We start from the raw sequence: 24715 nt of genomic DNA, 5'->3' as shown, positions 1-24715 counted from the left end.
CGTCTCTATCAGGCGGAGGGCGTCGGGCGCCTCACAACAGGTTGGCCGCCAGCTCGGCCAGCATGCTGCGCTCGCCCTTGGCCATGGTGATGTGGCCGGCGATCTTCTCGTTCTTGAAGCGGTTGACCACGTGAACGAGCCCGTTGTTCGTCGAGTCCACGTACGGGTTGTCGATCTGGAACGGGTCGCCGGTGAGGATGATCTTCGTGTTGTCCCCCACGCGCGTGAGGATGGTCTTCACCTCGTGGGGTGTGAGGTTCTGCGCCTCGTCCACGATGATGAACTGGTTGGGGATGCTGCGGCCGCGGATGTACGTGAGCGGTTCAATCTCCATCAGCCCCAGGTCGATGAGTTCGTGGTGGCCGCGCCCGGCCTTCTTGTCCGCGCGGCTCAGGTTCATCAGGAACTCCACGTTGTCGAAGATGGGCTGCATCCACGGATTGAGCTTCTCCTCGACGCTGCCAGGCAGGTAGCCGATGTCTCGGCCCAGGGGGAAGATGGGACGGCTGACCAGCAGCTTGTGGTACAGCCCCTCCTCCGTCACCTTCTGCAGGCCCGCGGCGATGGCGAGGAGCGTCTTGCCCGTGCCCGCCTTGCCCACGATGGTCACGAGCTTGATCTCGTCGTTGAGCAGCAGGTCCAGGCAGAAGGCCTGCTCCATGTTGCGCGGACGGATGCCCCAGGTGCCCTCCTTGCTCTGGCGCGCGAGCGGCACGAGCCGCGCCTTGGCTCCATGGAAGCGGGCCATGGCGGTGTGGGACGGGTTGAGTTCGTCCTTCAGCAGCACCAGCTCGTTGGGGAAGAGCCGGTCCTGGGCCGGCACCTCCACCTCGCCACCGGGCTTGTAGAGCTGATCCACCATGTCCCTGGGCACGAGCAGTTCGGTGAAGCCCGTGTAGAGGTCGGTGATCTCCACGCGCTCGGTGTCGAAGTCCTGGGCGGACAGGCCCAGGGCGTCGGCGCGGATGCGCAGGTTGGTGTCCTTGGTGATGAAGACGGCCTGGGTCTCCGGCTCGGTCTCCATCAGGTCCAGGGCGACCGCGAGGATGCGGTTGTCCACCAGGTTGCTGTCCGCCATGGACGACGGCAGCGCACGGTCGGTGAAGGCCACCCGGAGCATCCCACCGTGCGGCAGCGGGACGCCCTCCTTCAACGAGCCTTCCGCGCGGAACGAATCCAGGTAGCGCGCCACCAGTCGCGCGTTGCGCCCCAGCTCGGAGAGATCGCGCTTGAACTGATCGATCTCCTCGATGACGTAGATGGGGATGATGACGTTGTTGTCCTTGAACCCGTAGATGCTGCGGGGGTCATGGAGGAGGACGTTCGTGTCGAGGATGAAGTTCTTTCGCATCGAGGGCTTCGCGACCTGACCTGGTTCGGGTGCGATTGCTGACGGCGAGCGACGACCTTGGAGGACTGCTTCCTCCAATATAGACACCGAACGAGGGGGCACCAGCCGCATTCCCGCCCGGAACGACGAAGCTCCGTCCGATAGAGCACGGCCGGGACGGGCCTCGCCAAGAGGCGTCAGGAGGTCGCGCTGGCCCGGAGGAAGGATGACCCAGGTTCTTCCCCGTCCAGCCCCGGCGATGGGGGCGACAGCGGATCATATCCGAGCATCTCCACCACCCTTTCGGGCGGAGGGCCGGAGGGCATCCGGGCCCAGGGGAAGCGCGCCTGCAACGCCTCCTCGTCGAGCGTCATTCCCTGCTTCGCCTGGAAGCGCTGTGCCCGGTGCCAGCCGCGCGTGTCCAACCGCCGCGCCAGCCGCCGCGACAGGGGGCTGATCATCGGCGAGGGCGCGTAGAGGGCGGGCTCGCCCTGCGCATCCCGCATGCAGCCCAGCTCCACCGCCCAAGCCAGCAGCCAGCGGGGCCAGCCACGTCCGGAGCGGCGCATGGCGCTGAAGCGGCCCTGGGCGGCGCCGTCCACGAAGGTGAAGCGCGGCTCGTAGATGCACGCGGCGGCGAACGTCGCGGGCATCAACGCCACGGCCTCCGCGCCGATGCGCCGGGCCATCAGGTGCAGCAGCTCCAGGATGTCGCGGGACAGCGAGAGGCCGGGGTGGAGCTGCCCGGGCAAGGGGGGACGGTTCCAGTCGAAGGGGCGCCCCGGATGCTGGAGCAGGAGGCTGTCCAGGTAGAGCAGCGGCGCCTCCGCCGCTGCATGGGTGAAGCCGACCTCCGCGCCCGTGGCCCGGCGCAGGGACAGGTCTGCGACGGGCGCGTGGTAGCGGCGGCTCAGGAAGGTGATGCGCGGCTGGAAGGGGTCCTGGCAGGACAGGCGCAGCTCGAAGGGGCCCACCCGCTCTCGCAGACGCTGGGCGAAGCCGTAGGCGTGGAGGGCGCGCTCCAGGCCCTCGCGGCTGTAGGTACCGAAGGCCAGGCCCACGCGGTCGCCCCCCGCCTCCAGGCCCAGGTCATCCAACGAGAGGGACTCGCCCGCGGAGGCGGAGAGGTCCAGGCCGCTCAGACGCGAATAGGTGCGGCGCGAGTGGGGACTGAGCGGTGGCGGCCGAGGCATGGGTGCGTCCTAGTCGTAACGGATGTCCACCAGGGTGAGCTCGATCTCCCCCCGGGGGCGCCGCACCTCCACGGTGTCACCCGGTGCCTTGCGCAGGAGCGCACGGCCCATGGGTGATTCGACGCTGATGCGGCCACCTGAAGCGTCGATCTCGTCAGAACCGACAATCTGGTAAGTGCTGCGAATTCCGCCCTCGTCCTCCAGGGTGACGGTGGCGCCGAAGTAGACTTTCGAGCGGTCCACCTGTTCGGCGGGGGTGACGATGGTGGCGGTGTCCAGACGCTTCTGGAGGAAGCGGATGCGACGGTCGATCTCCCGCAGGCGCTTCTTGCCGTAGATGTATTCGGCGTTTTCTGAACGGTCGCCCTGCGCGGCGGCGGCGGACACCTCTGCGGTGACCTTGGGGCGGGCCTCGTTGAGCAGTTGGAGGAGCTCGCGGTGCATGCGCTCGGCGCCCGTGCGGGTGAGGTAGCGGCGGAACGGCGCCTGCTCCCCTGCCTCGTCGTCCTCGGGGGTGTCAGGCGGGTCGTGAACTTCCTGGGACATGCTCCTGTGTATAGCCCCGGACGCTGACAGGCGGATGTTCACCGAGGGCCGGCACCGGGGGTGTCAGGAAGCAGCGGCTGCGATCGCCAGTGGAACTCGCCCGGCGCTGCTGGTAGGAAGCGCGTCGCGGGGCCGCGTGCGGGGCTCAGAGCTGTGAAAAAAAGAATAGCGAGTCGCTAGCTCAGCTGGTAGAGCACCGGCCTTTTAAGCCGAGGGTCGGGGGTTCGAGCCCCCCGCGACTCAAGCAGTGACGACGTCCCCGTCGTCTAGAGGCCCAGGACGCTGGCCTTTCAAGCCGGTAACACGGGTTCGAATCCCGTCGGGGACATGCAGGAACACGGGGTTGGACGGATCAAACCGTCCAACCCCGTTCGTTTTTTGGCCGCATGCCACGGCTTGATGCCGGTTGGCGTCAGGCCGACACCCATGGCGCTCGCGCGAGATGCGGCCCGCAAGTGGACGTGCGGACTGATCCATGGACCGTTCGACGGCGCGGCGCCCTGCGCGCGAACACCGTGCCCGCCACCCCGCCTGGGTCGACCCGCGAAGCTCCCAGACGATTGGGACGCTCTTGAAGACGCCGCCCGCCCTCGAGGCCAACGCCGCGAGGACGACCGAACGGTGTCGCGAGCCGCCAGATCGCTCGAGCGCATGTGATTGAGAGCCACGAGCGAGCGCAGGCCGCGGAATTGCCCAAGCAACCAGGGCTGCTTCCTTCGCGACCTCCAATCACTCCCTAAACGCAATCAGCACCACCCCTCCAAATTCCAATCCATCCCTCAATTCTTCATCACCACCAAAACACCACACACACCGCGAAAGCATCGAACAAGGCGAGCGCGCCAACTCCCAATGAAAGACCTTGACGAAACAGACCGACCCAACAAAGGCTCACACTCCCCTCAACTCCAGGAGCCACATGCATCTCCCTGCTGGCCGTCGGGCCCTGCTTGGCTGTCTCTTTCTCGCATCGGTGCTGGCCTCGGCCGAAGGACTGGCGTCACCCAGTCAAACTGCTTCCCCGAAGCCGTGCGTTCAGCCTCCATCACAAATCGCGCCGCTCAACGCCCCCGTCTGCCTGACAGTGAAGGCGATTATCGAATCGCTCATTGGAATCGAGCGACAGCACATCACCGAGGACGCCAGCCTTGTCGACGATCTGGGCATGGACTGGCTCGACCTGGTTGAGTTCACCATGGCGCTGGAAATGGAGTTCGGGATCGAAATCCCCGATGAAGACAGCGAGCGATTCATCACCGTCGGCGGAGTTTGCGACTACATCACGTGGCGCCAGAATCCTTAGTCTTGCGGCTGTCGTTTGAGTCGTCGCCTTGAGCTTCTCAATCGCCGCGGACGAGGCCAGCTGGGACTCGTCCGCGATGCCTCCTGCTCCGCGGCCCGTGGCGGCCTCCGTCCACGGCCCTTGCGGCCGCAGGCCCCACCCTCCATTGAGCGCCACCCCGCTCGATGAGGCGCATCCCGTCCGAGCGACAGGCACATCAACATTTTCCTGAAAACAAAGTACTGACGTTTCAGACTCGTAACAATGGGTTTGAATCCCCGTCGGGGCCTTCCTGGTTCGCTCCGGACCTGTGGTTTTCCACGATCTTCCCCGCAAGGTCCGAGGCAACACGCCTCCGCCTCTTCCTGGGGCTGGAAAACCTGCTCATGGGTAGGCCATGGGCTCCGCGCCAATCCCTACCCTCTCAATAGACCCCGCCCTTATTTCCAAGCAACCACGGGCACTTGGCGCGCGACTCGATTCCACGCCACCACAACAAAGCGGCGTTCCTGCCGAATCGTTCACACAAATCATTCCGCGCTATCGCCCGGCAGTTCCGACTCAACCCATGGCATTGGTCCGCCAAACCCAACGCATCACAATCTGGTTCTGGTCTACGCGAATGGGTAGGAAACCCACGCTCAGTATTGAAATCCCGCCGCCCACTAGGACTCTCAATGACACCTGCCGGTCTCAAGGTCCTCTGTCTGGACGGAGGAGGGTTGCATACGCTCTTCAGCCTGCGGCTGATCCAGCGGCTCAATGCGATGTTCCCCTTCCTCAATGACGTCGATGCGTTCTCGGGAACGTCCGCCGGCGGCATCTCCGCGCTCATCCTGGCCGCGGGAGACCGGCCCGCGGAGCGGATCCAGGTCGCCATCGATTTCTGGTCGGACTCGCGCTACTTCACGCTGAACCTCCCTCAGCACGCGTTCAGTCCGCTCTCGACCGCGACCTACACCAACCACGAGGCCAAGAAGGCGCTGGAGGCCCTGCTGGGGGATGTGACCCTGGGCCAGCTCAAGCGACAGGTCGTCATCCCCAGCTTCGAGTTGGACAACGAGGGCCGCGCGGGCCGCCCTCGGAGCTGGGCTCCGAGGATCTTCAGCACCCTCTCCACCCGCGAACCCAACACCGATCACAAGCAAGTCGCTGTCGACGTGGGCCTGCGGACCGCGGCCAGCCCCATGGGCTTCCCCATCTACGAAGGCTTCGTCGATGCGGGCATCTACGCCAACAACCCGAGCATGTGCGCCCTCGCGGAGGCCCTGCGCGGCGACATCTTCGAACCGCCCGACATCCAGCTGTTCTCCGTGGGCGGCGGCCTGAATCGGCGCTACGTCGCCTCCGAGGACGGTGACTGGGGCCCGCGCCAATGGGTCCTCGACCTGAAGGAGCCCGGACTGCTCCTGGAGATGGTGTTCGCCAGCGGCGTCGAGGCCGTCAGCTTCCAGTGCCTCCAGGTCCTCGGGGAGCAGAACTTCTTCAGGCTCAACCCCGCGTTCCAGGACACCGTCCCCATGACGAACGCGTGGCTCCCCGTGATCCCCGTCGACCTGATGCCCAATGTCGTGGAGAAGCTGCTCGGCCTCGCCGATGCCGCGGACCTGAGCAAGGCATTGCTCTGGATGGAGAGCAACTGGGGCCGCCAGCCACGCTCCCATCAGACGTCGGCCCAGGCCGAGCGCTCGCGGATCGTGACGGACCTCACCCCGCCCTGACACCGCGTCAGGACACCGGCACCGGCTCACACCGTCTTCTTTTCCAAGTCGTCTCCCGTGACCCAAGGGGTATCTGAATGGCTCGCATCATCATGATTTCAGGGAAGGGAGGCGTCGGGAAGACCACCGTCGCCGCGGCGACCGGGCTGGCTGCCTCCAAGAAGGGCTCCCGCACGCTGATCCTCTCCTTCGACCTGGCGCACAGCCTCGCGGACTCCTTCAACCTCGATCTCAGCCTGTTCGATCACAACAAGGGCCGCCCCACCCAGGTGGCCGAGAACCTGGAGATCCAGGAGATCGACGTCGCGGAGGAGCTCGAGCGCGAGTGGAGCACCATCTACCAATACCTGGCGTCGCTCTTCGCGTCCGCTGGCGTCTCCGAGGTGGTGGCCGAAGAGGTGGCGATCCTGCCCGGCATGGAGGACGTCGTCGCGCTGATCTTCATCAACCGCTACATCAACAAGAACCTCTACGACACCATCGTGGTGGACTGCCCTCCCACCAGCGAGTCGCTGAGGTTCGTCAACATCACCGCGACGCTCGAGTGGTACGTCAAGACGCGCTTCAGCTTCGACCGGCAGGTCGGCAAGCTCGTGCGCCCCCTGCTGGGAAAGAGCTCCTCCAAGATGGGCATCCCCGAGGATGACTACTTCAACAGCCTCAAGGGGATGTTCTCCGAGCTGAACGGCATCCAGAAGCGCCTGCTGGACCCCACCCAGACCACCGTGCGGCTGGTGTGCAATCCCGAGAAGATGGTGATCCGGGAGACGCAGCGCGCCTACATGTACTTCAACCTGTATGGCATGACGACGGAGATGGTCGTCATCAACCGCGTGATGCCGACGTCGGAGGGCTACTTCTCGCGGTGGGCGGAGAACCAGGCTCGCTATTGCCAGGAAGTGAACGAGTATTTCAGCCCCGTGCCGGTCGTCCCCGTCCCCTACTTCGCCAACGAAGTCCTGGGCATGGAGCGCCTGAGCGAGGTGGCGGACGTCCTCTACAAGCAGGAGGACCCCACCCAAATCTATGTCAACCAGCCGTCCTATGCCTTCGCCAAGGAGGGTGACGGTTACGTCCTGAAGATGAACCTCCCGTTCGTGGACAAGCGCGAGCTGACGATGACGCGTTCCGAGAACGACCTGGTCATCCGCATCGGAAACTTCAAGCGCTACGTCCCGCTGCCGACCGCGATGCTCCACTACTCGTCGGTGACCGCGAAGAAGACGGCCAACGAATTGCAGGTCATCTTTCAGAAGTAATGGAGACTCTCACTTTGTCAGAGCTCCACGAATCTGGCGAGAATACACGGCAACACCCCAAACACAGGAGCTGTCATGACCACGCAACGCGAGCTTCCCAAGTCGTTCGGAGCCAGGCTGATGACGGCGATTCAAGATCAGCTCGTCACCACTCTCGAAGCCGACCGCGCCATCTACTTCTCCCTGCGCAAGAGCATGCTCCTGGCGAACGCCGAGATCCTCAAAGGCTTCATGGAGGTCGTCCAACACCAGTTGAAGCAGGTCGAGGCGTCCTCCGCGCCGAAGCCGCAGAAGCTCAAGATTCAGGTCGAGTAGCGAACAGCGGCCCTCGGCGTCACTCGCCGAGCGGGTCCGAGCCGTCCTGGACAAGCCCATGAGTAACAGGGCTTCGTACGTCCTGGACGCAGCCAGGGCGGGCCTGCTGCCAAGGCCAGGGCGATTCCAGGAGCTTCTCGAGGCGCCCCTCCCCCTCCCGGAGGAGCTCTTCGAGAAGCGTGGCTACGTCATCCGGCATCCCGTCGGGGATGACCTCCCGGCCCTGGTGCGGCTGGAGGAGGCTTGCTGGCCCGCGCCCCTGCGGATGACGGTGGAGACGCTGCGCCACCGCGTGGAGCACACGCCACGGGAGCACTGTGTGCTCGTGGTGGAGGGACGTGTGCTGGGCGTGATCTACGCCCAACGGATCCTGGACACCCCCTCGCTGCTGTCCACCACCAGCACGGACGTGTGGCGGCTGCATGGTCCGGGCAGGCCCGTCGTTCAGTTGCTCGCGCTCAATGTCCTGCCCGAGGCCCAGTCGCAGGGGCTCGGGGATCCGTTGCTGGAGTTCATGCTCCAGTGGTGCACCGTGCGGCCGGACGTGGAGCGCGTCGTCGCGGTGACGCTCTGCCGCGACTACGAGCGACACTCGGACGTCCCTCTGGAGCTCTACATCCAGCAGCGGGAGGCATCCGGACTCCCGCGCGACCCCATCCTCCGCTTGCACGCCAGCCACGGCGCGGCGATCCGCGGGCTCGTCCCCGGATACAGGCCGGGTGATGTCAGCAACCTGGGCCACGGGGTCCTCGTCGAATACGACCTCCGGCACCGGCTGGAGTCACTCCACCCGGCGCCCGCCCTGGCCGATGCGCCAGTCTCCATGGCCTGGAGCCTGGAGGCGGTGTCCGCCGCCATCGCGGACTCCGTGCGCGAGGTGCTCGGCGAACGCGCAAGGGAGTTCACGTCCACGCGTGCGTGGGCGGACCTCGGTCTTGATTCGCTGGATCTCCACGGTCTGCGCGCGCACCTGGGCCAGCAACTGGGTGCCTCGCTCGACGTGACGAGCTTCTTCCGCTTCGGGACGCCTCTCACCCTGGCGGAGATGCTGCACCGGGCGGCATCCGGTGGGCGTGTCGCCGAGCCCACGGGCCCGGCGCGATCCAGCCCGGTCGCGGAGGCGGACCGGCTAACTTCGCGCGCCGGACCAGAGCGACGAGGCGAGCCCCACGACGAGCCGGTCGCGATCATCGGCATGGCGGTCCGGCTGCCCGGGCAGGTGGACGGTCTCGAGCGCTACTGGCAGGTGCTGCGCGACGGCGTGGACGCCATCACTGAGATCCCCCGCGAGCGCTGGGACGTCGAGCGCTTCTACGCTCCGGACCGCGACACGCCCGGCAAGATGGTGAGCCGGTACGGCGGGTTCCTCGAGGGCGTGGACCGGTTCGACGCTCGGTTCTTCGGGATCTCACCGCGTGAGGCCGCGGCCATGGACCCTCAGCAGCGGCTGCTGCTGGAGGTCACCTGGGAAGCGCTGGAGCGCGCGGGCATCGCACCGGGTTCGCTCGCGGGGAGCGCCACCGGCGTCTTCGTCGGCATCTCCACCCATGACTACGAGCTGCTTCAGGTGCGCGCCGGGCGCTACCAGGAGCTGGACATCCACTTCGCGACGGGCAACGCCCCGTCCATCGCCGCCGGGCGGGTGGCGTACGCGCTCGGACTGCAGGGCCCTGCCCTCTCCATCGACACGGCGTGCTCCTCGTCGCTGGTGGCCGTCCATGCCGCGTGCCAGAGCCTGCGCACCAGTGAGAGCCATCTGGCCCTGGCCTCGGGCGTGAACCTGCTGCTCTCCCCGGAGCTCAGCATCACCTTCTCCAACGCCGGCATGCTCGCGGCGGACGGCCGGTGCAAGACGTTCGACAGCGCCGCGGATGGCTACGTGCGCAGCGAGGGCTGCGGCGTCGTGGTGCTCAAGCGGCTCGCCGATGCGCTCGCGGACCGCGACCCCATCCTGGCCGTCATCCGGGGCTCCGCCATCCGCCAGGACGGCGCCAGCAACGGCCTCACCGCGCCCAACGGGTTGTCCCAGGAAGCGGTCATCCGCGGTGCGCTCGCCATGGCGGGCGTCCGCCCGGACGAGGTCTCGTACGTCGAGGCACATGGCACGGGGACCTCGCTGGGAGACCCCATCGAAGTCAAAGCCCTGGCGAACGTCTACGGCGAGGGACGCTCCCGCACCTCCCCGCTTCGCATCGGCTCCGTCAAGACGAACCTCGGTCATACGGAGGCGGTCGCTGGACTCGCGGGCCTGGGCAAGGTGGTGCTCTCCCTCCAGCACGAGCGGATCCCCGCACACCTTCATCTCGAAGAGCCCAACCCGCTCCTTCAGCTGTCGACCCTCCCGGTGGAGATCACACGCGAGGGCGCGGACTGGCCCCGCGACCCGGAGCGCAGGCGCCTCGCGGGGTTGAGCTCCTTTGGCTTCAGCGGGACGAATGCACACCTCGTCCTCGAGGAGCCGCCGCTCGTTCCGTCCGCGCCCGCGACCGAGGATCGGGCGCACCACCTGCTGGTGCTGTCGGCCCGCGACGAACTGGCGCTCCGCGAGCTCGCTGGGCGCTATCAGCGCCACCTGGACTCGCAGCCGGCATCGCTGGCGGACGTGTGCTTCACGGCTGGCGCGGGACGCGACCACTTCGCGCACCGGCTGGCGGTGGTGGGCAGCACGGCGGCGGAGGTGAGCGCCCAGCTCGGCGAGTTCTCTCGCACGGGCCAGCACGAAGAGGCACCTGTCCCGGGGCCCGTGCTGGCCCGGAAGGCAGGACGGGACCGGGCGAAGGTGGCCTTCCTGTTCACCGGACAGGGCTCGCAGTACGCGGGCATGGGACAGCAGCTCTTCCAGACCCAGAAGACCTTCCGCAGCGCACTCGAGCACTGTGATGCGCTGCTTCGCCCGCTGCTGGAGCGCCCGCTGCTGGAGGTCCTCTTCCCCCTGGACGGGCCTTCTCCCCTGCTGCACGAGACGCTCTACACCCAGCCGGCGCTCTTCGCTTTCGAGTACGCCCTCGCACAGCTGTGGCGCTCCTGGGGCATCGAGCCCGACGTCGTCCTGGGCCACAGCGTGGGCGAGTACGCCGCCGCGTGCGTGGCGGGGGTGTTCAGCCTGGAGGATGGGCTGAAGCTCATCGCGACTCGCGCGAGGCTGATGCACGCGCTGCCGCCCGGCGGCGCGATGGTGGCCGTGCTCGCGGAAGCGGCGCGTGTCCAGGAGGCGCTTGCCTCCGCGGGGAGCGACGTCGCGATCGCCGCCGTCAATGGCCCCAAGAGCGTCGTCATCTCGGGCCTGGAGGCGGCGGTGGAGGTGCTGGTCCGGGACTTCACGGCCCGCGGCATCACCTCCCGCCGACTCCAGGTGTCCCACGCCTTCCACTCCCCGCTCATGGACCCGGTGCTCGACCCGTTCGAGCAGGCCGCCGCCACGCTGACCCTTTCGCCCCCACGCATTCCGCTCGTCTCCAACCTCACGGGGGCGCTCGCCAGCGCGGAGCTCACGCGCCCCTCCTACTGGCGCGAGCATGTCCGCCAGCCCGTGCGGTTCATGGCGGGAATGGAGGCGCTTGGCCGGCTCGGCTGTGAGCTCTTCCTGGAGGTGGGTCCGCAGCCCGTGCTCATCCAACTGGGCCGCACCTGTCTGCCCGAGCCCCACCGGCGCTGGCTGCCCAGCGTCCGTCCCGGCATCCCGGACTGGGAGCCGATGCTGCGCGGCCTCGGCGAGTTCTATGTGCGCGGCGCGGACATCCCGTGGGCGCGACTCGACGAGGAGTCGCGACGCCACAAGGTGCCGCTGCCCACCTACCCCTTCCAGCGCGAGCGCTTCTGGTTCACCCGGAAGGGCCCCTCTGAAGACGCTCGGACTGGGGCGCGTGGTACGGGCCGCGCCTCCCATTCGTTGCTCGGTCGGCTCGTGCGCTCCGCGGTTCCTCGCGAGGAGCGGATCTTCGAGAGCGTCCTCTCCTCCCACGCGCTGCCGCTCCTCGAGGACCACCGCGTCTTCTCCGTCCCCGTGGCGCCAGCCGCCGCGTACCTCGAGATGGCCCTCGCGGCGGGCCGCATCCACCTGGGTGCTCAGGCGCTCGAGGTGGAGGACCTGACGGTCCAACAAGCCCTGGTGCTCCAAGAGCAGCAGCGGACGGTACAGCTCGTCCTCCAACCGACGGGGGAGGGCTCCACGTCCTTCCAGGTGTTCAGCCTGGACGGTGACGGGACCGAGGGTGGCGGCGAGGACGCGGGGAACTGGGTGCTGCATGCCTCCGGTCGCCTGCGGACCGGTGAGGCTGCGTCCGAGACTCCCCGGGTGGATGTCCCTGCGTTGCGCGCACGGCTTTCGGAGAACGTCTCCGTCGAGCAGTACTACGCCCAGTGCAGTGCCCGCGGCATCGACTATGGCCCCGCGTTCCGGGCAGTCGAGGCGCTGTGGCGCAAGCCTGACGAGGTGCTCGGCCGGATCCGCCTGCCCGCGGTCCTGGAGGATGCGGACGAAGCGGGCCGCCGCACCGTGTTGCTCGACGCGGCCTTCCAGGTCGTCGGCGCGGCGCTTCCCCGCGACGCCGAGGAGATCACATACCTGCCGGTGGGCTTGGAGCGGATGCGGCTCTCGGGTCCCCTCGAGCAGTCGCTGTGGTGCCATGCACGGCTGCGCACGGCGGGGGGCCGCGAGGCATTCTCGGCCGACATCCTGCTCGTCGACAGCACAGGGCTCGTCGTGGCGTCGCTGGAGGGATTCGCCCTCAAGCGCGCGGCCCGTGGCGCCGTGCGTCCCTCCGAACCGGAGTGGCGTCGCTGGCTGTACCAGGTGGAGTGGCGTCCCCAGGACCGCCGCCCCATCCCCCAGGAGCCGGGCGGACTGCTGTCACCCGCGGAGCTCGATGCGCGGCTCTCAGCGGAGGCGGCCATGGCGAGCACCGCGGAGGGTCGCGCCCTCGCGCCGCTCGCGCAGCGCATGGAGGCGCTGTGCGCCACGTTCTCCCTGCAGGCCCTCCTCCAGTTGGGTTGGAAGGGCGAACCGGAGCGGCCGTTCACCCGGGATGAACTCGCCACCACGCTGGGGATTGTTCCGCGCCATTACCGGCTGCTGGGCGCCCTCCTCTCGCTGCTGACCGAGGAAGGACTCCTCGCGCGCCAGGGCGAGGGTTGGGTCGCCCGGGTCCCTCCCGTGTCCACCGACGCCGCCGTGGAGACCGCCGCGCTTTTGCGCGACTTCCCGCAGGCCTCGACCGAGCTCGAGGTGCTCTCGCGCTGCGGAAACAACCTGGCGGGCGTGCTTCGGGGCGACGTGCAGCCCCTGCAGCTGCTGTTCCCCGAGGCGGACACGTCGACGCTGACGCGGCTGTATCAGGAAGCACCCACCTTCCGGGGCATGAACGCGCTCGTCGAGCGCACCGTTCGGCTCGCCCTCTCACGCCTGCCTCCGGGGAGGCCGCTGCGCGTGCTGGAGATTGGCGCGGGCACCGGATCCATCACCGCGCGACTGCTGCCGCTGCTGCCCGCGGATCAGACGACCTACGTCTTCACAGACGTCAGCACCCTCTTCACCAGCCGGGCCGCGGAGCGCTTCAGCGCGTTTCCCTTCGTGCAATACAAGCTGCTCGACATCGAGTCAGCCCCCGGCGCGCAGGGCTTCCAGCCGCACACCTATGACCTGGTCCTGGCCGCCAACGTGCTGCACGCCACGGCGGAGCTGCGTCAGACGCTGCGACACGTCCTCCAGCTCCTGGCACCGGGCGGTGAGCTGGTCCTGCTCGAGGGCACGTCGAAGCGCCGGTGGATCGACCTCATCTTCGGATTGACCGAGGGCTGGTGGCGCTTCCAGGATCCAGAGCTGCGCGGATCCCATCCCCTGCTGTCAGCGCCGCGCTGGACGGCCCTGCTCGAAGAGGAGGGCTTTGAGCAGCCCGTGGCGCTCAGCCTGGAGGATGCCGTCCTCTTTCCTCAGTCCGTGCTCATCGCGCGGGCACCCAGCCTCGGTGCCCAGGCGGACGTGGCGCGGCGCTGGCTCATCCTCGCCGAGTCCTCGGGCACCGGCCGTGCCCTGGCCGAACGACTGCGGGCCCGGGGACAGTCGTGCACCCTGGCCCTTCCGGGGCCGGAGTACGCCCAGGTCGACGCGGAGACCTTCTCCGTGTCACCCGAGCGACCTGACGACATGCGCCAGCTGCTGCGCACGCTCGGCCCCCAAGCGCTGCGCGGTGTGGTCCACCTCTGGAGCCTGGAGGCCGCCGACCTGCGGTCGCTCACGCCCGAGTCGCTGGAGGCTGCCTCGCGCCAGTCTTGCGGCAGCGCCCTGCATCTGGTCCAGGCGCTTCTCGAAGCCGAGCCGACGCAGCCTCCCGCGCTCTGGCTCGTGACCCGTGGCGCCTCCGCCGCGGGCCCCGTCCCGGAGCTCCCGGGCATCGCTCAAGCCCCCCTGGCTGGGCTGGCCAAGGTCATCGCGATGGAGCACCCGGAGCTGCGCTGCGCCTGGGTGGATCTGGATCCGCGCGCCTCTGAGTCTTCCGGAGCGGATGAGCTCGCAGGAGAGCTCCTCGCCGAGGAGGGCGAGTCGCAGGTCGCGTTCCGGGGGCCATCACGCTTCACCGCCCGGCTCGTGCCCAGCCGCCAGCCGTGGAGCCCGGAGGGCACACCGCGATTCCTGCCGGACGCGGCGTATCTCATCACTGGTGGCTCGGGCGGATTGGGCCTGTTGGTGGCGCGGTGGCTCGTGGAGCGCGGTGCGCGCCATCTGGTGCTCCTCGGGCGCCGGGACATGGGACAGCTCCAGTCCGACGTGTCGGAGCTGGTGCGCGCTGGCGCACGCATCGACCTGGTGCGGGCGGACGTGTCCGATGCCGCCGCGTGCCGGGAAGTGGTGGCCCGGCTGACTCGCGAGGGCATCTCCCTGCGCGGTGTCATTCACAGCGCGGGGGTGCTCGAGGATGGGGCCCTGCGACAGCAGACGTGGGCGCGCTTCGCGAGCGTGCTCGCCCCCAAGGTGCAGGGGGCCTTCAACCTGCACGAGGCGACCCGGGATCAGCCGCTGGACTTCTTCGTCCTCTTCTCCTCCACGGCCTCGCTCATTGGCTCCGCCGGGCAGGCCAACCACTCGGCCGCCAATGCCTTCCTCGACGCGCTCGCCCATGCGCGCCGCGCCCAGGGGCTGCCCGCCCTGAGCATCAACTGGGGCGCCTGGTCGGAGGTGGGCGCCGCGGCCCGAAAGCAGGTGAGCGAGCGCTGGCGGGTCAAGGGGATTGGCACCATCGCTCCGGAGCAGGGACTCGCGGCGCTGGCGCACTTCTTCCTCCAGGGGGCGAGCCAGGTGGGCATCGCGCCCATCGACTGGCCGCGCTTCCTCTCTCAGCACGCACCGTCGCGCTTCTTCTCCGAGATGACTCCCACGACGGCGCGTGAGGAGCCCGAGGCGCGCGGAGAGGCGCTGCGCCGGATCCAGACGGCCGCCGCGCATGAGCAGCGGGATCTGCTCAAGCACCACGTGCAGGTTCAGGTCGCGAAGGTGCTCGGGTGGAGCTCGTCGGATCAGCTCCCTTCGGAGCAGGGCTTCTTCCAACTGGGCATGGACTCGCTGACGTCGGTCGAGTTGCGCAACCGCCTGCAGGCCAGCCTCGGATGCAAGCTCGCGGCGACCCTGGTCTTCGATCATCCGACGGTGGATGCGCTCGCGAGTCATCTGGCGGAGCGCGTGCTCGCGATGAAGGAGCCGTCCACTCCCGACCCGCGACGCTCGCCGGAGCCTCGGGAGGACGCCGGGCAGCTTGCCCTGGAATCCCTCTCACAGGATGAGCTCGCCGCGCTGCTGACCTCGAAGCTGGCATCGATGGAGCAGGGGGGGTGATGGAAGGGAAAGCCGCGGGCCCCGATTACGGGACGCTCATCAAGAATGCCCTGCTGAAGATCGACAGCCTCGAGGGCAAGCTCCACGAGCTCCAGCAGAGCCGGACCGAGCCCATCGCCATCGTCGGGATGGGGTGCCGCTTCCCCGGAGGCGCCGATACGCCCGAGTCCTTCTGGCGCCTGCTTCGCGATGGCGTGGACGCCATCACCGAGGTGCCACCGGCGCGCTGGCCCGTTGACGCGTACTACGACCCCAACCCCGAGACTCCGGCGGCCATGTACACCCGCCACGGGGCCTTCATCGGGGGCGTGGATCAGTTCGACGCGCCGTTCTTCGGGATCGCCCCGCGAGAGGCCGCGATGATGGACCCCCAGCAGCGTCTGCTGCTGGAAGTGGCCTGGGAGGCGCTGGAGCGCGGCGGCATCTCTCCCGCCTCGCTCTCCGGGAGCCGGACCGGGGTCTTCGTCGGCCTGATGAACGTCGATTACCTCCGGCTGACGAACCGTCCGGAGCTCGTCGACCTGTACTCCGCCACCGGCTCCTACCCGAGCGTGGCCGCGGGGCGGCTCTCTTATGTCCTCGGACTGAGAGGGCCGAGCCTCGTCGTCGACACCGCCTGTTCTTCGTCCCTGGTGGCGGTCCACCTGGCCTGCCAGAGCCTGCGGGCCCGGGAGTGCCAGCTGGCGCTGGCTGGCGGCGTGAACCTCATCCTCTCTCCCCTGCCCTACCTCCTCGAGTGCCGCGCCCGGATGCTGTCCCCCGACGGGCGGTGCAAGACGTTCGACGCCTCCGCGGACGGTTTCTCCCGGGGCGAGGGGTGCGGCGTCATCGTCCTCAAGCGGCTGTCGGACGCACTGGCCGATGGCAGCCCCATCCTGGCCCTCATCCGCGGCTCGGCGGTCAACCAGGACGGCCGCAGCAGTGGGCTGACGGTCCCCATGGGCCCCGCCCAGGAAGAGGTCATCCGGGACGCGCTCGCGAATGCTGGCGTCTCCGCGGCCGACGTTTCGCTCGTCGAAGCCCACGGCACGGGGACTCCCCTGGGCGACCCGATTGAACTCGGAGCGCTGGGGGCGACCTACGGCCAGGACCGCCCCGCGGATCAGCCGCTGCTCGTGGGCTCGGTGAAGACCAACATGGGTCATCTCGAGAGCGCGGCAGGCATCGCGGGCTTGATGAAGCTCGTGGTCTCTCTTCAGAACGCGGCCATCCCTCCGCACCTGCACCTGAGCCACCCCAATCCGCGGATCCCCTGGAGCGAGCTTCCGCTCGAGGTCCCCACGGCGTTGCGCCCCTGGCCGGCCAGCTCTCGGAGACGCCTGGCGGGGGTGAGCGCCTTCGGCTTCAGCGGCACCAACGCGCACGTGGTGCTCGAAGAGGCCCCGGCCCCCAAAGCCCTGGCCGCCGCTCCGCGAAGGGAACGCCCACCGCACCTGCTGGTGCTCTCGGCCGCGTCGGAGCCCGCGCTGCGGGCACAGGCAGACCGGTATGCCCGGCACCTGGAAGCCCATCCCGGCCAGGACCTGGGCGACCTCTGCTTCACCGCGAGCACAGGCCGTGCCCATCTGCCCTTCCGGCTCGGCGTGCGCGGGACCACCTCGGAGGAGCTGCGCTCGCGGCTGGACGCGCTCGCGCAAGGCCGTCAGGCGGAGACCTCGACGCAAGGGCGCGTGCAACCCGGCGCCTTGCCTCGGGTCGCATTCCTGTTCCCCGGTGAAGGCGCGCGTCCGACGGTCCTCGGGCGCGAGCTGTACGCGGGCCAGCCGATCTTCCGCGATGCCTTCGATGCGTGCGACCGGGCGCTGCGCGACGCGACCGGACTGTCCCTGATCGAGGCGCTTCACGCTTCCTCCGGTGAGGCACTCCTCCAAGAGCCCAGGTACGCCCATCCCGCGCGCTTCGCCTTCGAGGTCGCGCTGGCGCGGCTCTGGCTGTCATGGGGAGTTCCCCCCGCCTTCGCGCTGGGGGATGGCGTGGGCGAGTACGCCGCCGCCTGCGTGGCGGGGGTCTTCAGCATCGAGGACGGGCTGCGGCTGGTCGCCGCGCGCGCGGCGTTGGATCCACGGGCAGCGCTCGCTTCGGATGCCCGGGTCCCCGAGCTCGCGCGACTCGCGGCGGGCATCTCCTTCCACCCTCCGAAGCTCGGGCTCGTGTCGCATGTCACGGGCAGCCCCCTCCCCGCCAGCATCGCCCCCTTGGAGTACTGGTCCAGGTATCGCCCCAGCGCGGGTCACGCCGTACAGGGCATCGGGGCACTCGAGCGACAGGGGGCCGGCGTCATCCTCGAGCTGGGCCCTGGGGCCTCCGCCTCGGAGAAGGTCACGTGGCTGTCATGCCCGCGGCCCGCCGAGGAGGAGTCGATGACGCTCGAGCATGTGGCGACGCTCTACTGCCTGGGAGCGCCGATCGACTGGGCGGCGTTCCATCGCGGCGATTCGCGTCGCAAGGTCGTCCTCCCCACCTACCCGTTCCAGCGCCAGCGAAGCTGGTTCCAGGAGCCCGGAGGTTCCGACGCGCACGGCTCCACCACGGAGGTGATGGGGGCGACGGAAGCGGCGGCCACCCGGTTCCCGGGGCCCGAAGTCCTCGTCTCGCGGCTGCCCGCCGACCTGTGCGAGTCCCCTGCCCTGGAGTCCTCGAACGCACCCACCTCCGCGGATGACGGTCCGGTCGCCCAGGTGGAGGCCCTCTGCACCCGCTACATCGCCCGAGCCTTCGAAGCGCTGGGGGCGCCCCTGGTGCCCGGACAGTCCTTCACCTCCGAGGCCTGGGCGGAGCGACTGGGAGTGGTCGAGCGTCACCGCCGGCTGTTCGCGCGGTTGCTTGAGATGCTCGCCGAGGAGGGGCGCGTCGAGCGCAAGGGTGCCCATTGGGAGGTGCTGCGCGCCCCGGATCACGCTTCACCCGAGCAGCTGCTCGGCGCGCTGCGCTCCCGCTTCCCAGGCACCGAGCCGGAGCTGGCGCTGCTCGAGCGCAGCGGAGCACGGCTGGGCGCCGTCCTCGCGGGCCTACAGGATCCGCTGGAGCTCCTCTTCCCTGACGGAAGCCTCGACCTAGCCTCGCGCATCTACGAGTCCTCCGAGGGCGCACTGCAGATGAATCGGCTGGTGCAAGCGGCGCTCACCCCACTCCTGGAGCGACTGTCGCCGAAGCGTTCCCTGCGCGTGCTCGAGGTCGGCGCGGGCACTGGCGGGACGACGGCCGCGCTCCTGCCGCACCTGCCTGCGTCGCTCACGGAGTATGTGGCCACGGACGTCTCCGCCCGCTTCGCCACGCGCACGCAGGAGCGGTTCCACGCGTACCCCTTCCTCCGGTACGTCCCGCTGGACATCGAGCGCCCTCCCGAAGAGCAGGGTGTGGAGTCCCACGCGTTCGACCTGGTGGTGGCCTCGAACGTGCTGCATGCCACGGCCGAGCTGGAGCGGACGCTGCGGCATGTCCGGACGCTCCTGGCTCCGGGTGGCATCCTCCTGCTCATCGAGGCCACCGCGCCGCGCCGCTGGCTGGACCTGACGTTCGGCATGACGCGGGGCTGGTGGCGCTTCACCGACACCGCGCTGCGCCCATCGCACCCGCTGCTCTCGCCTCGGCGCTGGCAGGCCCTGCTCGCGGAGTGTGGCTTCCCCAGCGTCGCCAGCGTCCACCCGGCAGGCAGCGCACGCGCGCTGCTCCAGCAGACACTGCTCGTCGCGAGGACCGACCCAGGCGCCCAGCGCGAGCCGGCGCCAGCACGCGCGCAGGCAGGGCGGATGGCGGGAGGCGTCACCCGCGTTGAAGTCCCGGCCAGCGTCGCCATGCCCCCGCCGGAGCACCTGCTGCGCACCCTCGCGGAGACCCCCGCGCAGAAGCGACAGGCGGTGCTCGCCACGCATGTCCGCGAGCAGGTGGCCTCCGTGCTGGGGCTCGGATCCGCGAGCGCCATCGACCCCCGGCAGGGTCTCTTCGACATGGGCATGGACTCGCTCACGGCGCTGGAGCTGAAGAACCGGCTCGAGCGCGGCACGGGTGCTTCCCTCTCCTCCACGCTGGCCATGGATCACCCGACCGTCGTCGCGCTCACGGAGCACCTGTGGACCGACGTGCTCGGGGTCCAACTGCATCATGAGCCCCGGAGCGAGGCGGGGCCCGTGGCGCCGCCCTCCCCGGCAAGGCGCGCGAAGACGGTGGCGCCCCCACAGGACGCACCGCACATGGCCACCGGGCTCACCCCGGACCTGGACGCCCTGCTCTCCCAGGTCGAGCAGACGTCGGAGCGCGACCTGACGAGACAACTCAAGACCGGGCGCCGATCGACGACGGCACCGGACACGAGCGAGGCGCCACCCGCGCCACCTCGAAATGGAGGGAGCGCGACATGAACCGCTCGCACCGGCTCTCCGCCATGTCGTCCGTCAAGCTCGCGTTCGCGGCCGAGCAGCTTCGGCCAGGGCTCGAGTTGCTCAACGCCACGCCCATCGCGATTGTCGGCATGGGCTGCCGCTTCCCCGGTGAGGCCACCACCCCGGAGGCTTTCTGGCGGGTGCTCCGCGACGGCGTGGACACCGTCACCGAGGTGCCTCGCGACCGCTGGGACATCGATGCCTGGTATTCGCCGGACCCGGACGTGCCCGGGAGGATGCACACCCGCAAGGGGGCGTTCCTCTCCACGCGCTCGGAGTTCGACGCGGACTTCTTCGGGATCTCTCCGCGCGAGGCGGCGAGCCTGGATCCCCAGCAGCGCCTCCTGCTGGAAGTGAGCTGGGAGGCGCTGGAGCGCGCGGGGATGGCCCCGGACCAGCTGGCCGGTTCGCTCACGGGCGTCTACGTGGGACTCAGCACCGGGGACTACGCGCAGCTCCTGGACACTCGCCCGCCCGAGTCCTTCGACGCCTACGCGTTCTCCGGCACCGCGCACAGCATGGCCGCGGGGCGATTGTCGTACCACCTGGGACTTCAGGGACCGAGCGTGGCCCTGGATGCCGCGTGCGCTTCGTCCCTCGTCGCGGTGCACCTGGCCTGTCAGGCCCTTCGCGCTGGCGGGTGTGATCTGGCGCTCGCGGGCGGAGTGAACCGGCTGCTCTCGGCCCAGTTCCACCTCAACTTCTCGCAGGGGCGGATGCTGGCGCCGGATGGACGGTGCAAGACCTTCGACGCCGCCGCGGACGGTTATGTGCGCGGAGAGGGCGCGGGAATCGTCGTCCTGAAGCGGCTCGCGGATGCGCTGAGGGATCAGGATCCCATCGTCGCGGTCATCCGCGGCTCCGCCGTCAACCAGGACGGACGCAGCAGCGGCCTGACGGTGCCAAATGGCCCCGCCCAACAGGCCGTCATCCGGCAGGCCCTGCAGGGCGCCGGCGTGAACCCGGAGCAGGTGGACTACGTGGAGGCCCATGGCACCGGCACCTCGCTCGGAGATCCCATCGAGCTGGGAGCCCTGGGCGCCGTCTTCGGCCCGCGTCCCCCCGAGCAGCCGCTGCTCGTGGGTTCGGTCAAGACGAACATCGGGCACCTCGAGGCCGCGGCCGGCATCGCGGGGTTGATCAAGGTCGCCCTCGCGCTCCAGCACGGGGAGATCCCCGCGCACCTGCACCTGAGCCAGCCCAACCCGCACGTGCCCTGGGACCGGATCCCCATCCGGATCCCGACGCAGCACCAACCCTGGCCCTCGACCCACGGACGCCGCATCGCGGGGATCAGCTCCTTCGGATTCAGCGGCACCAACGCCCACGTGTTGCTGGAGAGCGCTCCCGGCACGGCCCCCGCGCCACAGGAGGAGGAAGAGCAGGAGCCCCCCCTGGAGCGCCCCCTCCACCTGCTCACCCTGTCGGCGCGCGGCGCTCCCGCGCTCCAGCAGCTCGCCGCGCGCTTCGCGGGCCAGCTGCGAGCCGAACCGTCGCTCGCCCTCGCTGATGCGTGCTTCAGCGCGAACACCGGACGCGCGCACCTGCCCCATCGCCTCGGCGCGTTCGCGGGCACGGGCGAGGCGCTGGCCGCACAGCTCGAGGCGTTCGCCTCGGGCGCACCTTCCGCGCTCCTCACCGGTCAGGCTCCGGCGGAGCCGCCCGAGGTGGCCTTTCTCTTCACCGGCCAGGGGTCCCAGTACCCGGACATGGGCCGCAAGCTGTACGAATCCCAGCCCGTCTTCCGCGAGAGCATGGAGCAGTGCGACGCGCTGCTGCGTCCCCTCCTCGAACGCCCCCTCCTGGACGTGCTGTACCACGCGCCCCAGGCACACCCGCTGCTGCACCAGACGGCCTACACCCAGCCGGCGCTGTTCGCGATCGAGTACGCACTCGCGGAGCTCTGGAAGTCGTGGGGCATCGTGCCCGGGGCGGTGCTGGGTCACAGCGTCGGTGAGTACGCGGCGGCTTGCGTGGCAGGGGTGTTCAGCCTGGAGGATGGGCTGAAGCTGATCGCCGAGCGTGGGCGCCTGATGCAGGAGCTGCCCGAGCGCGGCACCATGGCGGCCGTCTCCGCGAGCCCCGCGCGCGTGGAGCAGGCGCTGGGAGCGGACCGGAGCGCGTGTGCCATCGCCGCGCTCAACGGCCCGGAGAGCGTGGTCATCTCTGGCAGCGAGCGAGCCGTCGACGCGGTGGTCGCGCGGCTCACGGCGCAGGGGATCCGCTCGGCGCGGTTGCAGGTCTCCCACGCCTTCCACTCGCCCCTGATGGAGCCGATGCTGCCCGCGTTCGAGCGCGTGCTGCGCACCGTGACGCTCTCACCGCCGAGCCTGGAGTTGATCTCCAACGTCGGTGGCGGGGTCGCGACGGCCGAGGTCGCGACGGCCGGATACTGGTGTCGTCACGTGCGCCAGCCCGTGCGGTTCGCTGAAGGCGTCCAGGCCCTGGTCCAACGCGGGTTCCGCGTGTTCGTCGAGTTGGGGCCCAAGCCCACGCTGTCGAGTCTGGGGCGGCTGTGCGCACCGGATGCAGACCTGCTCTGGCTGGCCAGCCTGAGACAGGGCCGGCACGACTGGCAGACCCTGCTGGAGAGCCTGGGCTCGCTCTATGTGCGCGGGGCGCCGGTGGACTGGGCGGGGTTCGACCAGGGCTACGCCCGCCACAAGCGCGTCCTGCCTACCTACCCCTTCCAGCGGAAGTCCTTCTGGTTCGAGGCGACTGGCGACGCGCGGGTCCGTGCCCCCTCCTCGCGCGATGAAGGTCGGCCAGCGGGACACACGCCGCTCACCTCGCTGCTCGAGTCCGGCGACGTGCGTGGCCTCGCCGAGCATCTGCGCCGTGGCGGCGCGCTCACCGGAGCGGCGCTGGAGACGCTGCCCCAGGTGGCGGAAGCGCTCGTGCGCGAGCACCAGCGCCAGCGGTCGGAGGCGGAGATGGCCTCGACGCTGTACCGCGTCTCCTGGAGTCCCACGCCCCCCGGACAGGTCCTGACCACCGCCCGGAACACGGGGGAGTGGCTGATCCTCGCGGACCGAGGCGGCCTGGGCCGCGCGCTGGCGACCCGGCTGGAGGCGCGGGGCGAGCACTGCATGCTGGCCACCGCGGAGGACCTGCTGGGGCCGTCCTCACAGGAGCCGGGACTGGCGCCGTCCGCCGTGCTCGCGCGTTGGCTCCAGGGATTCGGGACTCCGGGCAGACCGCCCCTCGCGGGCATCGTCTATCTCTGGGCGCTGGATGCTCCCGACCCGGAGGGACTGGACGCCGCCACGTTCGACATCGCGCAGCGCTCGACGTGTGACGGAGTGCTGTGGCTGCTCCAAGAGCTCGGCAAGCGGACCCAGGCCGTGCAGCCGCCGCTCTGGTGCGTGACTCGCGGCGTGCATGCGCCAGGCGGAGAGCCCGGCCCGCGCTCCGTGGCCCAGGCTCCGCTGTGGGGGCTCGCGGGGGTGGCCAGCCTGGAGCACCCGGAGCTGCGGGTGCGATTGATCGACGTGGCCTCCGATGGGACCCATGACGATGTCGCCGCTGGGCTCGACGCCGAGCTGCGCTCCCCTGACGACGAGGACCGCCTCGCCTTGAGGCGCGGGCAACGCTACGCGGCCCGGCTGGAGCCCCTTCCATTCGAGGCGCCTCCCCCGCTCGTATTCAATGCTCGCGCCAGCTACCTGATCACCGGAGGCCTGGGCGGCATCGGGCTGGCCGTCGCGGCCTGGATGGTGCGGCAGGGAGCGCGGCACCTGGTCCTCATGGGCCGCTCCGGATCCGCATCGAGCACGGCGCGGGAGGCCGTCGAGTCGCTGGAGCTCGCGGGTGCCCAGGTCCTGGTCTTCCCGGGTGACGTCTCGCGACCCGAGGATGTCACCGGGGTGCTCGCGGCGTTGAAGGCCCGCTTCCCGCCCCTGCGCGGGGTCGTGCATGCGGCGGCCGTCCTCGACGACGGGACCCTGCGGCAGCAGACCCCCGAGCGCTTCCAGCGGGTGCGGCGACCCAAGGCCGACGGCGCCTGGAACCTGCACCTCGCCACGCGCCACGAGGCCCTGGACTTCTTCGTCTGCTTCTCCTCCGCGGCGGCCCTGCTCGGCGCGCCCGGCCAGTCGAACTACGCCGCCGCCAACGCCTTCCTCGATGCGCTGGCGCGCTACCGGCGCGGACTCGGGCTGCCCGGGTTGAGCATTGGCTGGGGCCCCTGGAAGGACCTGGGGATGGCCGCTGGACTCGACGCGCACAGCCGCCAGCGCATGGCGGACGAAGGGCTCGGAGCGCTCGAGACGGCCCAGGGACTCCAGGCGCTCGGAGCGCTGCTGTCCTCGCGCGAGCCTGACGTCGCCGTGCTGCCCATCGACTGGAGCGCCTTCGCCTCCCGGGCCCGGCCCCGGATGCCGCTGCTGCGGCGACTCCGAGACGGCGCACCCTCCGGCGGTGCACCCGCGGAGGACACGGGGCCTTCCTGGCGACAGCGCTGGGGGTCGACGCCCGCGACCGAGCGCCCCGGCTTCCTCCACACGTACGTGCGCGGTCAGGTGGCCCGCATCCTCAGGTGGGAGCCAGAGCAGCCCATGGACGCGCAGCGGGGCTTCGCGGAGATGGGCATGGACTCACTGATGGCCGTGGAGCTGCGCAACCGGCTCCAGAAGGATCTGGGCCAGCCGCTCTCCGCGGCGCTCATCTTCAACTATCCGCGCATCGAGGCGCTGGCGCAGCACCTCCAGGACGTCCTGCTCTCGGCTGAAAGCCCTCCGGAGTCACCGAGCGCCCCAGTTGGAGCCGGCCCGGAGGACCCCCGCGGCGGCGAGGCCCCCACGCTCTCGCCGGAAGAGCTCATCGCGCGCATCGCCCGGAAGTACCAGACGCACGGCTAGGGGAAC

10 protein-coding genes and 2 tRNA genes are annotated in these 24715 nt (G+C 69.5%); 9 read left to right on the top strand and 3 right to left on the bottom strand.

Annotation, left to right across the window (positions count from 1 at the left end; translation table 11 throughout):
* Nucleotides 1-31: 31 nt before the first annotated feature.
* The 3 genes from FOF48_RS25965 to greB form a co-directional block, all read right to left on the bottom strand.
* The gene (locus FOF48_RS25965) at nucleotides 32-1351 is read right to left on the bottom strand and encodes a PhoH family protein (RefSeq protein WP_143905712.1); all 1320 of its coding nucleotides are present in this window, start codon (nucleotides 1349-1351) and stop codon (nucleotides 32-34) included.
* 176 nt (nucleotides 1352-1527) lie between these two features.
* A complete protein-coding gene (locus FOF48_RS25960; protein ID WP_143905710.1) occupies nucleotides 1528-2523 on the bottom strand; it encodes a deacetylase in 996 nt (331 codons plus the stop codon).
* 9 nt (nucleotides 2524-2532) lie between these two features.
* Nucleotides 2533-3069 carry a transcription elongation factor GreB gene (gene greB, locus FOF48_RS25955; RefSeq protein ID WP_143905708.1) on the bottom strand — a complete coding sequence of 179 codons (537 nt, stop codon included), beginning with the start codon at nucleotides 3067-3069 and terminating at the stop codon, nucleotides 2533-2535.
* Nucleotides 3070-3239: 170 nt separating this feature from the next.
* Here greB and FOF48_RS25950 point away from each other — a divergent pair.
* The 9 genes from FOF48_RS25950 (at nucleotide 3240) to FOF48_RS25910 (ending at nucleotide 24709) form a co-directional block, all read left to right on the top strand.
* Nucleotides 3240-3312 (top strand) — tRNA-Lys (locus FOF48_RS25950).
* A gap of 12 nt (nucleotides 3313-3324) precedes the next feature.
* Nucleotides 3325-3397: transfer RNA gene (locus tag FOF48_RS25945), tRNA-Glu, on the top strand.
* 591 nt (nucleotides 3398-3988) lie between these two features.
* Nucleotides 3989-4372 (top strand): acyl carrier protein, encoded by a 384-nt coding sequence (gene acpP, locus FOF48_RS37790; RefSeq protein ID WP_143905707.1) that lies wholly within the window; start codon nucleotides 3989-3991, stop codon nucleotides 4370-4372.
* 656 nt (nucleotides 4373-5028) lie between these two features.
* Nucleotides 5029-6072, top strand: coding sequence for a patatin-like phospholipase family protein (locus FOF48_RS25935; RefSeq protein ID WP_143905705.1), 1044 nt, complete (start codon nucleotides 5029-5031; stop codon nucleotides 6070-6072).
* A gap of 77 nt (nucleotides 6073-6149) precedes the next feature.
* Nucleotides 6150-7331 carry an ArsA family ATPase gene (locus tag FOF48_RS25930; RefSeq protein ID WP_143905702.1) on the top strand — a complete coding sequence of 394 codons (1182 nt, stop codon included), beginning with the start codon at nucleotides 6150-6152 and terminating at the stop codon, nucleotides 7329-7331.
* Between the two features lie 75 nt (nucleotides 7332-7406).
* Complete coding sequence (locus tag FOF48_RS25925; RefSeq protein ID WP_143905700.1) at nucleotides 7407-7646, top strand: hypothetical protein; 240 nt, start codon at nucleotides 7407-7409, stop codon at nucleotides 7644-7646.
* Nucleotides 7647-7704: 58 nt separating this feature from the next.
* Entirely contained in the window at nucleotides 7705-15471 is a 7767-nt protein-coding gene (locus FOF48_RS25920; RefSeq protein WP_143905698.1) for a type I polyketide synthase, read from the top strand.
* Entirely contained in the window at nucleotides 15471-19829 is a 4359-nt protein-coding gene (locus FOF48_RS25915; RefSeq protein WP_143905696.1) for a type I polyketide synthase, read from the top strand. The genes FOF48_RS25920 and FOF48_RS25915 overlap by 1 nt, the downstream gene beginning before the upstream one ends.
* On the top strand, nucleotides 19826-24709 hold the full coding sequence (locus FOF48_RS25910) for a type I polyketide synthase (protein WP_143905694.1): 4884 nt from the start codon (nucleotides 19826-19828) through the stop codon (nucleotides 24707-24709). The genes FOF48_RS25915 and FOF48_RS25910 overlap by 4 nt, the downstream gene beginning before the upstream one ends.
* Nucleotides 24710-24715: the final 6 nt, after the last annotated feature.

The organism is Corallococcus sp. Z5C101001, assembly GCF_007352635.1.
GTDB classification, from domain to species: Bacteria; Myxococcota; Myxococcia; order Myxococcales; family Myxococcaceae; genus Corallococcus; species Corallococcus silvisoli.
Note: the sequence above shows the minus strand (reverse complement) of the source record. Positions and strands in the feature narration are given on the sequence as shown.